The following is a 14,822-nucleotide window of genomic DNA, read 5'->3' on the forward strand; positions in this document are numbered from 1 at the left end:
ACATCGCAAACGACCGCCGAGCAGAGGCGGAACAAGGGGTTACTGATGCGCGCGTCCTATCTCTTCACCAGCGAGTCCGTGTCTGAAGGCCATCCGGACAAGGTCTGTGACCGGATTTCCGATGAGATCGTCGACCTGTTCTACCGCGAGGGGCCGAAAGCCGGCATCGATCCCTGGGCTATCCGCGCGGCCTGCGAGACGCTCGCGACCACCAACAAGGTGGTGATCGCCGGCGAGACCCGCGGTCCGAAGTCGGTCACCAATGATCAGATCGAGAGCGTCGTGCGCGGCGCGATCAAGGACATCGGCTACGAGCAGGAAGGCTTCCACTGGAAGACCTGCGACATCGAGATCCTGCTGCATCCGCAGTCGGCCGACATCGCGCAGGGCGTCGATGCGCTGCAGCCGGGTGAGGTCAAGGAAGAGGGCGCGGGCGACCAGGGCATCATGTTCGGCTACGCCACCAACGAGACGCCAGACCTGATGCCGGCGCCGATCTTCTACGCCCACAAGATCCTGCGCCTCATTTCCGAAGCGCGCCACTCCGGCCGCGAGAAGGTTCTGGGCCCTGACTCCAAGAGCCAGGTCACCGTGCAGTACGAGAACGGCAAGCCGGTCGGCGTGCGCGAGATCGTGGTCTCGCACCAGCATCTGGTCGAGGACATCTCGTCCAAGCAGATTCGCGACATCGTCGAGCCCTATGTGCGCGAGGCGCTGCCGAAGGACTGGATCACGCCGAAGACCATCTGGCACATCAACCCGACCGGCAAGTTCTTCATCGGCGGTCCCGATGGCGACTCCGGCCTGACCGGCCGCAAGATCATCGTCGACACCTATGGCGGCGCTGCCCCGCATGGCGGCGGCGCGTTCTCCGGCAAGGATCCGACCAAGGTCGACCGCTCGGCCGCTTACGCTGCGCGCTACGTCGCCAAGAACATCGTCGCGGCCGGTCTTGCCGACCGCTGCACGCTGCAGCTCGCCTACGCGATCGGCGTGGCGCGTCCGCTGTCGATCTACATCGACACCCACGGCACCGGTAAGGTGTCGGAGGACCAGCTCGAGAAGGCTGCCGCAAAGGCGATGGACCTCACGCCGCGCGGCATCCGTACCCATCTCGATCTCAACCGCCCGATCTACGCGCGCACCTCGGCCTACGGCCATTTCGGTCGCACGCCCGACAACGAGGGCGGCTTCTCATGGGAGAAGACCGACCTGGTCGAACCGCTCAAGCGCGCGCTGTAATCACCGACGTCATTTTCGGGACGCCGCGAAGGCGGCGAACCCGGAATCTCGAACCGCTGGATTCCGGGGTCGCTCGTTTCGCGGGCGCCCCGGAACGACGAGCTAAACAAACAGGAAACCTCCTATGAACGCGAAGCCCGGCTTCACCGATTACATCGTCAAGGACATTTCGCTCGCCGATTTCGGCCGCAAGGAAATCTCGCTGGCCGAGACCGAGATGCCCGGCCTGATGGCCACCCGCGAGGAGTTCGGCCCGAAGCAGCCGCTGAAGGGCGCGCGCATTGCCGGCTCGCTGCACATGACGATCCAGACCGCGGTGCTGATCGAGACGCTCGCCGCCCTCGGCGCCGACATCCGCTGGGTCTCCTGCAACATCTACTCGACGCAGGATCACGCCGCCGCCGCGATCGCCGCGGCCGGCATTCCCGTCTTCGCCGTCAAGGGCGAGACGCTGACCGAATACTGGGACTACACGGCCAAGCTGTTCGACTGGCATGGCGGCGGCACCCCGAACATGATCCTCGATGACGGCGGCGATGCCACCATGCTGGTGCATGCCGGCGTGCGCGCCGAGAACGGCGACACCGCCTTCCTCGACAAGCCGGGCTCGGAGGAAGAAGAGATCTTCTACGCGCTGGTGAAGCGCCTGCTGAAGGAGAAGCCGAAGGGCTACTTCGGCGAGATCGCCAAGAACATCAAGGGCGTCTCGGAAGAAACCACCACCGGCGTGCATCGTCTCTACGAGATGGCGAACAAGGGCACGCTGCTGTTCCCCGCCATCAACGTCAACGACAGCGTCACCAAGTCGAAGTTCGACAACCTCTATGGCTGCCGTGAATCGCTCGTCGACGGCATCCGCCGCGGCACCGACGTGATGTTGTCGGGCAAGGTGGCGATGGTCGCGGGCTTCGGCGACGTCGGCAAGGGCTCGGCTGCCTCGCTGCGCCAGGCCGGCTGCCGCGTCATGGTGTCGGAAGTCGATCCGATCTGCGCGCTGCAGGCTGCGATGGAGGGCTACGAGGTCGTGACCATGGAAGACGCGGCGCCCCGCGCCGACATCTTCGTCACCGCGACCGGCAACAAGGACATCATCACCATCGAGCACATGCGCGCGATGAAGGATCGCGCCATCGTCTGCAACATCGGTCACTTCGACAACGAGATTCAGATCGCTTCTCTGCGCAATCTGAAGTGGACCAACATCAAGCCGCAGGTCGACGAGATCGAATTCCCCGACAAGCACCGCATCATCATGCTGTCGGAAGGCCGCCTCGTGAACCTCGGCAACGCGATGGGCCACCCGAGCTTCGTGATGTCGGCGTCGTTCACCAACCAGACGCTGGCGCAGATCGAGCTGTTCGCCAACAACAAGAACGGCAAGTACGAGAAGAAGGTCTACGTGCTGCCGAAGACGCTCGACGAGAAGGTCGCGCGCCTGCACCTCGCCAAGATCGGCGTCAAGCTCACCGAGCTGCGCAAGGACCAGGCCGACTACATCGGCGTCAAGCAGGAAGGCCCGTACAAGAGCGATCACTATCGCTACTGAGACCCTATTCGATCGACCATCGACGCGAAGCCCCGGAAGCGATCCGGGGCTTCGTTGTTTTGAATGCGCCGTTCGAAACGTCCTGTGGTTGTGCCACGGGTCGATTGCCAGTTGACGGACAGGACCTGCAGGCGGACAATCCTCAGCGGCGGAGGAAATCATGCAGCAAGAACATTTCGACGTGCTGATCGTCGGTGCCGGCCTGTCGGGCATCGGCGCGGGCTATCACTTGCAGACGAAATGCCCGACCAAGAGCTACGTCATCCTGGAGGGGCGCGACTGCATCGGCGGTACCTGGGACCTGTTCCGCTATCCCGGCATCCGCTCCGACAGCGACATGTTCACGCTCGGCTATTCCTTCAAGCCATGGACCGATCCAAGGGCGATCGCCGACGGGCCGCAGATCCTGAACTATGTGCGGGAAACCGCGGCCGAGAACGGCATCGACGCAAAGATCCGCTATCGCCATCGCGTCAAGCGCGCATCCTGGTCGACGCCGGACGCGCGCTGGACCGTCGAGGCCGAACGCACGACGGGCGAGGGCGCGACCGAGCTCGTGCGCTTCACCTGCAATTTCCTGTTCATGTGCTCCGGCTACTACAAATACGAGGAAGGCTACACGCCGGAGTTCAAGGGCACGGCGGACTTCCAGGGCCGCATCGTGCATCCGCAGAAATGGACCGACGACATCGACTACGCGGGAAAGCGTGTCGTCGTGATCGGCTCGGGCGCGACCGCGGTGACGCTGGTGCCGGAGCTCGCCAAGAAGGCCTCGCAGGTCGTGATGCTGCAGCGCTCGCCGACCTACGTTGTCTCGCGGCCGGCGCAGGATCCGCTCGCCAACAAGCTGCGCCGCGACCTGCCGGCGATGCTTGCCTACCATCTGATTCGATGGCGCAACGTGATGTGGGGGATGTTCTTCTTCCAGCTCAGCCGCCGGCGTCCGGCGAAGGTCAGGGAGCTGATCCTCAAGGGCGTGCGCATGGCGCTCGGACCCGACTACGACATCGCGACCCATTTCACGCCGCGCTACAATCCCTGGGACCAGCGGCTGTGTCTCGTGCCAGACGGCGACCTGTTCAAGGCGATCCGCGAGCAGCGCGCTTCCGTCGTCACCAATGAGATCGAGACCTTCACCCGCGACGGCATCCGCCTGAAGGATGGCCGCGAGCTCGCGGCCGACATCATCGTCACGGCCACGGGCCTGGTGCTCCAGGTCGTCGGCGGCCTCGAGATCAGCGTCGACGGCCGGACCGTCGATTTCGCGAAAACGCTGACCTACAAGGGCATGATGTATGCCGACGTGCCGAACCTTGCCTCGGCCTTCGGCTACACCAATGCATCATGGACGCTGAAATGCGACCTCACCTGTGAATATGTCTGCCGGCTCATCAACTACATGGACCGGCACAATTTCCGTCAATGCGTTCCGCACAATGACGACCCGGCGGTCAGCCTCCAGCCCTCGCTCAATTTCACCTCGGGCTATGTGCAGCGCTCAATCGCGAAGATGCCCAAGCAGGGCTCCAAACGGCCCTGGCGGCTCTACCAGAATTACGCCCTGGACATCGTCTCCCTGCGCTACGGCCGTATCGACGACGGCGTGATGCAGTATTCCTGATCACTGCCGCCGCCGTTGCGGTCACGCTTTGCGCGCGGTCAGCGCCAGTGCGAGATCGATCGCGAGCGCCAGGACCACCGCGCCGCCGCCGAGGGCGAACAGCACGAGGTAGTCGCCGCCTGCCTGCGCGTAGAGCCAGGAGAAGCCGTAAGCCGCGGCCGCCTGGAACAGCGCAAAGCTGGTGGTGGCGTGGCTCCACGTCGCGCGCTGCTGTTCGGTGCTGTGCGGGGCCAGCTCATGGATGCGCCCAAGCACGAGCGGCACGATGCCGGGTGTGAAGCCGCCGACCACGACGCTCGACACGATCAGCGAGACCGGCGCGGTGCTCACGGTCGGCAGCAGCACGGCGGCCGCCTCGACCAGAAAGGCCGCGCGCAGCGCTGGCCCAAATCCGGCGCGGTCGCCGAGATGGCCGGTGACGAGCGGACCGACGATCGCGCCGAGGCCGTACAGTACCCAGTAGCGCGATCCCGCCGCGATGCCCTGGCCGAGGCCACGCGCCACGAAATCGACGATGAAGACCATGTGCGGCACCAGCGCCACCGCGTTGAGGCCGTACTGGACCAGCAAGGCGCGCGCGGCGAGCGAGGTGTGATGTTGCTTTGCGTGAGAAGGCGCGGGCGTAGCATCGGTCTTCACCTCCGCCGGCCAATTCCACCAGCTCGCGAGAGTCAGCAGGCCTGCGAGAACACCGAGGCCATACCAGCTCTGAGGCAAGCCCTGTTGCAGCAGTAGCGGCACCAGAGTGCCCGATGCGGCAACACCGAGGCCGACACCGGCGAAGATCACGCCGCCAACGATGCCGCGCTTGGCGGGCGAGGTGTGCGGCAGCACGGCGGACGCCGCGAGCACCATGATGATCCCTCCGGTGAAGCCTGCGAGGAAACGCCAGCCGAAGAACCAGGTGAAGGAGATCGGGTGTGAGCTGGCGAAGAAGGAGAGGGTGGCGAGCAGTATCATCGCGCGCAGCGATTGGACCGCGCCGATGCGGGCGGCCACGGCGCGTGCCGCGAGCGCACCGGCGAGATAGCCGGCAAGGTTGGCGGCGCCGAGATAGACGACGTCGGAGGCGCTGAACCACTTTGCAGCGATCAGGGCGGGGATCAGCGGTGTATAGGCAAAACGGGCGAGGCCGAGACCAACCAGCGATGCGGACAATCCCGCCACTGCATATCGCCAGGTGGATTGCGAAGTAGATTGTGAAGCGGATTGTGAAGTTGAGTGTGCACGTGATCCCGGCCGCTGATGCGGCCGGGCGTGGTGCTTCGTCTCTGCATTCAGTTCGGTCATCTCATCCTCCTGCGCGGGCTTGGCCGCGCGGATCATCTCTCTCCCGCGTTCAATGGCCGGCGCTCTGGCCGCCGTCGACGTGCAGGATCTCGCCGGTCACGAAACCGGCCTGCTCGAGATAGAGCACAGCGTCGACGATGTCGGCCATCTCGCCCATGTGGCCGACCGGGTGCAGCGCGCCGTACTCGGCGTGCGTCTCGACCGGATGCATCGGCGACTTGATGATGCCGGGCGCAACCGCGTTCACGCGGATGCCGCGCTTGGCGTATTCGATCGCCAGCGACTTCGTTGCGGCGTTGAGGCCGCCCTTGCTCAGCGACGCCAGCACCGACGGCACCTTCGAATTGGCTTGATCGGCCAGGGTCGTCGTGATCTGGACGACGTGGCCGGAGCCTTGCTTCTCCATCTCGGCGATGGCGAGCTGCGTGATGCGGAAGAAGCCCGCGACGTTGATGCCCATCACCGCCGCATAGTCTTCCGCCGTGTACTGCGTGAACGGTTTTGCGACGAAGATGCCGGCGTTGTTGACCAGCGTGTCGACACGGCCAAACCGGGCGACGGCCTGCGAGACCACGCGCTCGGCGGTGCCGGGGTCAGCGATGTCGCCGGCAACGGTGAGGATGTCATCGTCGGCGGAAGGCTTGATGGAGCGCGCCGTTGCGACGACGCGATAGTTGCGGTCGCGATAGCCCTTGACGAGGGCCGCGCCGATGCCTTGCGAAGCACCGGTGATGATGGCGACTTTCTGCTCGATACCCATGATGGGCTCCTGTTGTTGGAACTGTGAGCGTGAACTTGAGCCGGTCGGCTGCGCGGCAGTGACCGGCTTGGCCGTTCAAGTACGCCGCGGCGGCTCGGGTGCGAATGCGCGCTGTCCGGCAGACACTCTTTCGCGGCGCGATCGAATGCCGGATAGGTCCCCGGGACGGTTGTCCCAGCGCACTCAAGCGCTTAGCCTGCAGACGGGGTTTGAAGGGGTGGCGGGAAGGGCATGGATCGGCTGGACGCGATGAAGGTGTTCGTCCTCGCGGTGGACGAGGGCAGCCTTGCTGCTGCAGGGCGCAAGCTGGGCCGCTCACCGGCCGCCGTGAGCCGCGCCATCGCCTTCCTGGAGGAGCGGGTCGGCGCCGAGCTCCTGCACCGGACGACGCGCTCGATCAAGCTGAGCGAGGAGGGCGAGCGTTACGTGGCGATCTGCCGCCGCGTGCTAAGCGAGCTGGAGGAGGCCGATGATATCGCGGCCGGCCCGCGCGCCGCGCCGCGCGGCACCCTCGCGATCACCGCGCCGGTGGTCTCGGGCGAGATGGTGCTGCGGCCGATCCTCGATGCTTTCCTCGATGCCTACCCGACCGTGTCGGCAAAGCTGTTGCTGTTCGACCGCTCGGTGAATCTGATCGAAGAGGGCATCGATGTCGCACTCCGCATCGGTCCTCTCTCGGATTCGGCAATGGTTGCGACGAAGCTCGGCGACGTGCGCCGCGTGGTGGTGGCCGCGCCGCGGTATTTGAACCAGCATCCGCGCATCGAGGAGCCCGGCGATCTCGCCAAGCACCAGATCATCGCGATGGCCCACCTGCCGAATTCCTGGACCTTTGCGCCGCAACGCGGCTCTTCGGTGCCGCGCACCGTCCAGTTCACGCCGCGGCTCGTGATCAACAGCACCTATGCCGCGGTTGCCTCAGCCGTCGCCGGCCGGGGCGTCGCGCGGATGTACTCCTACCAGGTCGCCGAGCAGGTGCATCGCGGCGAGCTCGATATCGTGCTCGCTGGCGACGAGGATCCCGAGATGCCCGTGCATCTGATCTCGCCGCAGGGCCGGCTGTCGGTGCCGAAAGTGCGAGCCTTCACGGATTTCGCCGCGCCGCGACTGAAGAAGCAGTTCGCGGTTCTGAAGAAGGCGATTGACACTCGCTGAATTGTGACTCGTGTCCCGCATGGAAGAGGGGTTATCGCAGGCCGGCTGTTCGCTGCCGTCTCGATTGTGCCCACATCTGACGTGATAGACCGGCCCGTCGGCCGCATTGCGCGCCTGCAAAACGCACGAGATGAAGATGTCAGAAGAAATAAACGACAATCGCCGCCGTTTTCTCACCACCGCCGCGATCGGCATCGCAGCTCCTCTGGTTTTCAGCCGCACCGTCGCGGCGCAAACCAGCAAGGCGGGGTCGGCCGCTCTGCCCGCGGTCAAGCCGGGCGCGAACACGTCGTTCGCTGCGATCAAGCAGATCGATGCCGGCGTTCTCAATGTCGGCTATGCCGAGGCCGGACCGGCCGATGGTCCCGTGGTGATCCTGTTGCATGGCTGGCCCTACGACATCCACAGTTTCGTCGATGTCGCGCCGGCGCTGGCGCAGGCGGGCTATCACGTTATCGTTCCGCATCTGCGCGGTTATGGCACGACACGCTTCCTGTCGCAGGACACGATGCGGAACGGCGAGCCCGCGGCGCTTGCCTCGGACATCGTCGCGCTGATGGATGCACTCGGCATCAAGCAGGCGACGCTCGCCGGCTACGATTGGGGTGCGCGGACCGCCAACATCGTCGCGGCGCTCTGGCCGGAGCGCGTCAAGGCGATGGTCTCGGTGAGCGGCTACCTGATCTCGAGCCAGGCGGCGGGCAAGACGCCGCTGCCCCCGAGTGCCGAGCTGCAATGGTGGTATCAGTTCTACTTCGCCACCGAGCGTGGCCGTGAAGGCTATGCCAAGAACCGGCACGACTTCGCCAAGCTGATCTGGAAGCTTGCCTCGCCGATGTGGCATTTCGACGATGCCACCTACGACCGCAGCGCCGCTTCGCTCGAGAACGCCGATCACGTCGACATCTCCATCCACAATTATCGCTGGCGGCTCGGTCTTGCGGAGGGCGAGGCGAAGTATGCCGAGTTGGAGCAGCGGCTGGCGAGCCTGCCGGTGATCACCGTGCCCACCATCACCATGGAGGGCGACGCCAACGGCGCGCCGCATCCGGAGCCTTCTGCCTACGCCAAGAAGTTCTCCGGCAAGTACGAGCACCGGACCATCACCGGCGGCATCGGGCATAATTTGCCCCAGGAAGCGCCGCAGGCCTTTGCCCAGGCCGTGGTCGATATCGCCGGAAGCTGAAGGCGCGGGCGGCCGGCACGCGCCGGCCGCTCAGGCACCGCCAATGCGTCGTTTTGCGTATTCGGCCGCCCGGCTGAATCGGTCACCCTGTCCCAACGGTTAATGCCGGATTAACCGGCGAGTCCTAGCCTGTCCCGGCCGGGGTACTCGCAAGGCCGAGGTAAACCCAATGGAAGCCCAGAAGATTGCAGTCGACGCCGTCGTCGCGCTGACCGACTGTGACCGCGACGCGGCCATCACCTTCATCCGCCGGCTCTATCTCGAAGGCGTCAGGGATCCCAAGCGCCTGACCTTCAAGGGGCTCCAGGCGCTGGCGCGGGCCTGATTCGGCTCCTTCCGGTCCGTTTCTTGGCACCCGGTTCCGTCTTTGTGATCCACAGTCACATCGCAACCCACCGGTGAGTGCCTTGCCGCTGGGGTCGCGGCGGGCTACACGCTTTCCGGCTGGGTCACTTGGGAACGGGGATATGCTGAAACAGCTCTTTGCGCCGCAACTTGTCATTCTTTATGTGCTTGCGGCATCGACGATTTACGTTCACTTCCGGGGCAAGCAGCGGCTGCGCTTCGCGCGCCAGCTCGGCGATCACTCGACCTATCTCGCGCCGTACAACGTGCTGATGTATGCGGGCTCGGCCGTGCCGAACAAGCCGGTGATCTCGGTTGACCAGTTTCCGGAGCTGAAGCCGCTCAGCGAGAATTGGGAGACCATTCGCGACGAGGCGGTGCGCCTGTTCGATGAAGGCTTCATCCGCGCGGCGGCCAAGAACAACGACTGGGGCTTCTACTCGTTCTTCAAGAGTGGCTGGAAGCGCTTTTACCTGAAGTGGTACGACGACTTCCTGCCCTCGGCGCGCACGCTGTGCCCGAAGACCGTGGAGCTGCTCAACTCGATTCCGTCCGTGCATGGCGCGATGTTCGCGATGCTGCCGCCGGGCGGCAAGCTGGGCGCGCATCGCGATCCCTTCGCCGGCTCGCTGCGCTACCACCTCGGCCTCGTCACGCCGAACTCGAACAAGTGCCGCATCCTGGTCGACGGCGTCGAATGCGTCTGGCGCGACGGCGAGGCCTTCATGTTCGACGAGACCTTCATCCACAGCGCCGAGAACGCGACCGACGTCAATCGCATCATCCTGTTCTGCGACGTCGAGCGTCCGATGAAGTTCGGCTTCATGACCGCGATCAACCGCTGGGTCAGCCATCACATCGTCAAGGCGTCGGCGACCCAGAACGTCGACGGCGAGAATGTCGGCGCGCTCAACAAGGTGTTCGGCAAGCTCTACGAGATCCATCTCGCCAGCCGCAAGGTCAAGGAGTGGAACCGCAACGTCTACTACACGCTGAAGTACTCGCTGACGGCACTGATCCTCGGCCTCATCGTGGTGTCGGCGCTGCGGTGATTTGAGCATGTAGGGTGGATTAGCGAAGCGTAATCCACTTCGCTAATCCGCCCTACGATTTCAGAATCGAAAAGCCCCGGAGCCAAGCTTCGGGGCTTTGTTTATTTGTGTCGCCAGCGCGATGCGCTGGCGCAATCAAACCGGGCGGGCGCCGGTGTGAATGATCGACCCGACGTGCTGGCCGCGTAGCGCCGCGGTGAGCCGGCCGGGAACGAGGCCATTCACGACTTGCACCCGTGCGATGTGGCGCGCGTTGGCCATGACCTCGATCAGCGCAGGATCGAACGGCAGCGTGCCCTCGAGCTTCGCAAGCTCGGCGAAGCTGGTCTCTTTCAGCAGCTCAGCCTTCTTGCCGTCGGCGCCATTGGGATCGGTGGTGTAGACACCATCGACGTCCTCCACGATCGTGAGGCCGGCGGCCCCGAGCGCGTCGGCGAGCAGGAAGGCGCCGGTGTCGGCCCGATGCAGCGGGATGCGCGAGGTCGGGAATTCATGGTGATGGTAGGGCGGAAAGGCGCTGCCGACGACCGCGCGGGCGGCGGAGAGGTGAATGGCGAGCTGGCTCGCGATGGTGGGATGCTCGACGTAGGAGACGCCCTCCGGTGCGAGCAGGTTCGCGAGAATATGGCCGTTCTGGCCGGCCTCGCTTGCGGCGAGTGGCGCCAGCGACCCGACCGGAAGTCCGAGGTCGAGACCGACGCTGTAGAGATGACGCGCGCGGATGCCCGCGCCGGTCAAGATGAGCAGGCGATGCTCGGGCAGGAGCGACCGCAACTCGTCGACGAGCGGGAGGATCGCCTCGTGACCGCGATCCATGATGCGGCCGCCGATCTTCACGACATGCACCCAAGGCAGGAGCTTGATTGGGCGGCTGCCAGCGACGGGACGGGTGAGATCGCCATCGAGGAGGGTCTGGCGCGCGAGCGGCGAGGCGACGTGCTTGATCTGGTTGGTGTCAGCCATGGCGTTGGTTCACTCTAGCTCGCAGTGATGATGGTGCCGACATGCTCGCCCGCGAGCGCGCGGGTGAGATTGCCGGGGACGAGGCCATTGATGATCTGCACCTCGCGAACGTGGCGCGCTGCAGCGAGCAGATCGAGCACCGGGAATTCGAGGATCGAGTCCTGCAGGCCCTTGACCTTCATCTCGGTCACCGAGATCTTCGGGATGAAGGTGGCATTCTTCGCCGTCTTCGGGTTCGCGGTGTAGAGCCCGTTCTCGTCCTTCACATAGATCATCGCCTTGCAGCCGAACTGCTCGGCCACGAGGAAGCAGCCGGCGTCGGTGCGATAGGGCGGGATCACGCCCTCGGCTGCGGGACGCATCCACAGGCTATAGGGCGGCATGCCGCTGAAGATGACGGCATTCACCTCGGCGAGGAACAGCGGCACGGACGAGAGCCCGGCGCTGCTGACGGCGGAGATGCCATGCTTGGCAAGGAGCTGCCCGAGCATCGCGGCGTTCTGATCGGCGACGGAGGCGCCGAGCTGCGACAGCACGCCGGCCGGCAGGCACAGCCCGGCCGCGATCGAATAGAGATGGCGCGCGCGCGTGCCGGCGCCGGTTCCGATCAAAAGCTTGTGCGCCTTGCGCGCCGCGACGATCTCGTCGACCAGCGGGTAGACCGCGGCGCGGCCGCGATCGATCACGCTCTGTCCGCCGATCTTGATCACGGTCGCATCCGGCAGGATGCGGAAGTCCGAAGCCGCCTCGGCTGCGGCCACAAGCTCGGGATCGGTGAGCGAGCGCTGCATCAGGAGCGCCTCCAGCTCGGCCGTCGTGTTCGCCATGTGAGACGTCCTTTCGTTTGTCAATGCGTCCAGGCACTACATAGCCCAGCAATGTCCGGAAGGCACCCAAATCAGTGCGCGGGGCGGCGGCGGGGTATGACGATGACGTCCTCAATGCGAAAGCCCCGGAGCGTGCTCCGGGGCTTTGTGTCTTCAGCGCTCGTCGCGAGCCTATTCCGGCTGGCCGATCGAGACCTTCAGCGTGCCGACGCCGTCGACGCCGCATTCGAGCTTGTCGCCGGGCTGGAGCTGCGACACGCCGGCCGGCGTGCCCGTCATGATGATGTCGCCGGCGGCGAGCTTCACCTGCTGGGAGAGCTGCCAGATGATCTCCGGCACATTCCAGATCAACTCGGTGAGGTCGCCCTTCTGCGCTTCCTTGCCGTTGACCGTGAGCCAGATCTTGCCCTTGGAGGGATGGCCGATCTTCGATGCAGGCTGCACTGCGGAGCACGGCGCGGAGCCGTCGAACGACTTGCCGATCTCCCACGGACGCTCCTTCTTGCGCGAGGCGATCTGGAGGTCGCGGCGGGTGAGGTCGATGCCGACGGCGTAGCCGTAGACATGGTCGAGCGCCTTGTCGGCGGGAATGTTCAGCCCGCCGCTCTTCATGGCGACGATCAGCTCGACCTCGTGATGCAGGTCCTTGGTCAGCGGCGGATAGGGAATGGTGGCGCCATCGGACACCAGCATGTCGGCGTGCTTGGCGAAGAAGAACGGCGGCGCGCGCTCGTCGTTGCCCATCTCGCGGATGTGCTCGAGATAGTTGCGGCCGACGCACCAGATGCGGCGCACCGGGTAGCGGCCGCTTTCGCCGACGACGGGAAGCGAAGCCTGGGGCGGAAGCGGGATGACGTAGGAGGCGGCGTTCATGAAGCGGTCTCGCTGCTCTTGGGGTGATGAGGAATGCTAGGCGGTTGCGCTGATCGGCGCCAGCCCCTGGGGGCCGGCGTCGTGATGCTGGAGGCGGAAGAACGAGGCGTAGCGGCCGGAGCGGCGCAGCAGCTCGTCGTGCCGGCCCTGCTCGACGATCTCGCCGCCCTCGACCACCAGAATCGCGTCGGCGTGCATGATGGTGTGCAGGCGGTGCGCGATCACGATGGTGGTGCGGTTCTGGCAGAGATGCTCGATCGCCTCCTGCACCTGTTTTTCGGACTCGGAGTCGAGCGCGGCGGTCGCTTCATCAAGCAGGATGATCGGCGCGTTCTTGATCAGCGCGCGCGCGACCGCGATGCGCTGGCGCTGGCCGCCGGAGAGCTGCGTGCCGTGTTCGCCGACCGGCGTGTCGTAGCCGAGCGGGAAGCTCATGATGAAATCATGCGCGCAGGCCGCTTTCGCGGCGTCGATGATCTCGTTCTCGGTTGCGCCGGGCCGGCCGAAGGCGATGTTGTTGCGAATGGTGTCGCGGAACAGATAGACGTCCTGGCCGACATAGGCGGTCTGCGCCCGCAGCGACTTGCGCGAGACTGTCGTGATCGACTGGCCGTCGATCACGACGTCGCCCTGCGTCACCTCGTAGAAGCGCAGCAGCAGCGCCAGCACCGTCGACTTGCCGCCGCCGGAGGGGCCGACCAGCGCGGTGACCTTGCCGGGCTCGGCCGTGAAGCTCATGCGGTTGAGCACGGTCTCCCCGGAGCGATAGGCGAAGCTGACGTCGCGCAGCTCGATCCGCGCATCAGAGAGCTTCAGCGCCGGCTTGTCGTCGTCGGAATGCTCGCTCGCCGGGCTGTCGACGACCTCGAGCAGCATGCGCGCGCCGACGAGCTGGCTGTTGAGGTCGATATTGAGCCGCGCCAGCCGCTTGGCCGGCTCGGTCGCCATCAGGAACGCAGTCATGAAGGAGAAGAACGCGCCGGGCGTGGCGTTGAGCGCGACCACGGCGTAACCGCCATAGAGCAGGCAGCCGGCAACTGCGAAGCCGCCGAGCATTTCCATCAGTGGGTTGGAGCGATTGGCGACGCGGGCCATCTTGTTGGCATTGCGCTCGACGATCGCGATGTTCTCGTCGATGCGGTGCTGCATCGTCTGTTCGAGCGTGAAAGCCTTCACCGTGCGGATGCCCTGCAGCGATTCCTGCATCGTCTCCAGGATGTCGGCGGTGCCGGTGAACTGGTTATAGGCGAGGCCCTTGATGCGCTTGACCAGCTTGCGCAGCACGAGCATCGCCGGCGGCACCGCGACGAGGCCGATGAGCGACATCAGTGGATCCTGCCACACCATCACGCCAATCATGGCGAGCAGCATCAAGAGGTCGCGCCCGATGGCGTTGACCAGCATGTTGAGGACGTCGGTGATCGACTTGGCGCCGGCCGTCAGCCGCGCCAGGAATTCGGATGAATGCCGCTCGGAGAAGAAGCCGACGCTTTCGCGCATCAGCTTGGCGAAGAGCTGCCGCTGGTTGGTGGCGAGGATGGCGTTCGAGATCTTGGTCAGGATCACCATGTGGCCGTAGGTCGCCACGCCCTTGATGAAGAGCAGGATGACGGTGATGCCCGAGAACATCGCGATGCCCGGGATGTTCTTGTCGACATAGGCCTGGTTGATGACCTGGCCGAGCACGTAGGTCGCCGCCGCGGTCGACCCGGCGGCGAGCGCCATCAGCGCGAAGGCGACAAGATAACGCCGCCAGTAGGTGATCCCTTGTTCCATGACCAGGCGGCGAATCAGGATCGCTGCCGCATAGGGATCGTCGGTGATTTTCTTTGGAAACTGGGCCATCCGTAGTCCATTGACGGCGCAGGGAAAAGCCTGCCCGCGCGTCAGGGATCGAATGGCCTCTGTGCCCGCTAAAGCGAGGCTTTTCAAGCCCAATTAAGGACTTGCGCAGGGCTGGAT

General features: G+C 65.0%; 13 protein-coding genes. 7 read left to right on the forward strand and 6 right to left on the reverse strand.

The features are described 5' to 3' along the window. Positions 1–45 precede the first annotated feature (45 nt). The 3 genes from metK (at position 46) to K289_RS0129245 (ending at position 4,409) form a co-directional block, all read left to right on the forward strand. Entirely contained in the window at positions 46–1,242 is a 1,197-nt protein-coding gene (gene metK, locus K289_RS0129235) for a methionine adenosyltransferase (RefSeq protein ID WP_027554741.1), read from the forward strand. Positions 1,243–1,366: 124 nt separating this feature from the next. Continuing rightward, positions 1,367–2,788 carry an adenosylhomocysteinase gene (ahcY, locus tag K289_RS0129240; protein WP_027554742.1) on the forward strand — a complete coding sequence of 474 codons (1,422 nt, stop codon included), beginning with the start codon at positions 1,367–1,369 and terminating at the stop codon, positions 2,786–2,788. 160 nt (positions 2,789–2,948) lie between these two features. Next, the gene (locus K289_RS0129245) at positions 2,949–4,409 is read left to right on the forward strand and encodes an NAD(P)/FAD-dependent oxidoreductase (RefSeq protein WP_027554743.1); all 1,461 of its coding nucleotides are present in this window, start codon (positions 2,949–2,951) and stop codon (positions 4,407–4,409) included. Between the two features lie 21 nt (positions 4,410–4,430). Here the strand turns inward: K289_RS0129245 and K289_RS0129250 are convergent, their stop codons facing one another. Together K289_RS0129250 and K289_RS0129255 are read right to left on the reverse strand one after the other, a co-directional pair. After that, positions 4,431–5,699, reverse strand: a complete 1,269-nt coding sequence (locus tag K289_RS0129250) for a YbfB/YjiJ family MFS transporter (RefSeq protein WP_035686225.1) — start codon at positions 5,697–5,699, stop codon at positions 4,431–4,433. Positions 5,700–5,748: 49 nt separating this feature from the next. After that, the gene (locus K289_RS0129255; RefSeq protein ID WP_027554745.1) at positions 5,749–6,459 is read right to left on the reverse strand and encodes an SDR family NAD(P)-dependent oxidoreductase; all 711 of its coding nucleotides are present in this window, start codon (positions 6,457–6,459) and stop codon (positions 5,749–5,751) included. Positions 6,460–6,690: 231 nt separating this feature from the next. Between K289_RS0129255 and K289_RS0129260 the strand changes: the two genes are divergently transcribed. From K289_RS0129260 to K289_RS0129275, 4 genes are all read left to right on the forward strand, one after another. Beyond that, positions 6,691–7,614, forward strand: a complete 924-nt coding sequence (locus K289_RS0129260; RefSeq protein WP_027554746.1) for a LysR family transcriptional regulator — start codon at positions 6,691–6,693, stop codon at positions 7,612–7,614. A gap of 136 nt (positions 7,615–7,750) precedes the next feature. Then, on the forward strand, positions 7,751–8,800 hold the full coding sequence (locus K289_RS0129265) for an alpha/beta fold hydrolase (RefSeq protein ID WP_027554747.1): 1,050 nt from the start codon (positions 7,751–7,753) through the stop codon (positions 8,798–8,800). Between the two features lie 169 nt (positions 8,801–8,969). Further along, on the forward strand, positions 8,970–9,125 hold the full coding sequence (locus tag K289_RS51770; RefSeq protein ID WP_198024791.1) for a hypothetical protein: 156 nt from the start codon (positions 8,970–8,972) through the stop codon (positions 9,123–9,125). A 142-nt stretch (positions 9,126–9,267) separates the two neighbouring features. Further along, complete coding sequence (locus K289_RS0129275) at positions 9,268–10,197, forward strand: aspartyl/asparaginyl beta-hydroxylase domain-containing protein (protein ID WP_027554748.1); 930 nt, start codon at positions 9,268–9,270, stop codon at positions 10,195–10,197. A 135-nt stretch (positions 10,198–10,332) separates the two neighbouring features. Here K289_RS0129275 and K289_RS0129280 read toward each other — a convergent pair whose 3' ends face one another. From K289_RS0129280 to K289_RS0129295, 4 genes are all read right to left on the reverse strand, one after another. Continuing rightward, on the reverse strand, positions 10,333–11,160 hold the full coding sequence (locus tag K289_RS0129280; RefSeq protein ID WP_027554749.1) for a molybdenum storage protein subunit alpha: 828 nt from the start codon (positions 11,158–11,160) through the stop codon (positions 10,333–10,335). Positions 11,161–11,174: 14 nt separating this feature from the next. After that, the gene (locus K289_RS0129285) at positions 11,175–11,987 is read right to left on the reverse strand and encodes a uridine kinase (protein ID WP_027554750.1); all 813 of its coding nucleotides are present in this window, start codon (positions 11,985–11,987) and stop codon (positions 11,175–11,177) included. Positions 11,988–12,158: 171 nt separating this feature from the next. Continuing rightward, a complete protein-coding gene (locus K289_RS0129290; protein WP_027554751.1) occupies positions 12,159–12,860 on the reverse strand; it encodes a fumarylacetoacetate hydrolase family protein in 702 nt (233 codons plus the stop codon). A 36-nt stretch (positions 12,861–12,896) separates the two neighbouring features. Beyond that, positions 12,897–14,705, reverse strand: a complete 1,809-nt coding sequence (locus K289_RS0129295; protein WP_027554752.1) for an ABC transporter ATP-binding protein — start codon at positions 14,703–14,705, stop codon at positions 12,897–12,899. Positions 14,706–14,822 lie beyond the last annotated feature (117 nt).

This window comes from Bradyrhizobium sp. Cp5.3 (genome assembly GCF_000426265.1).
GTDB classification, from domain to species: domain Bacteria; phylum Pseudomonadota; class Alphaproteobacteria; order Rhizobiales; family Xanthobacteraceae; genus Bradyrhizobium; species Bradyrhizobium neotropicale.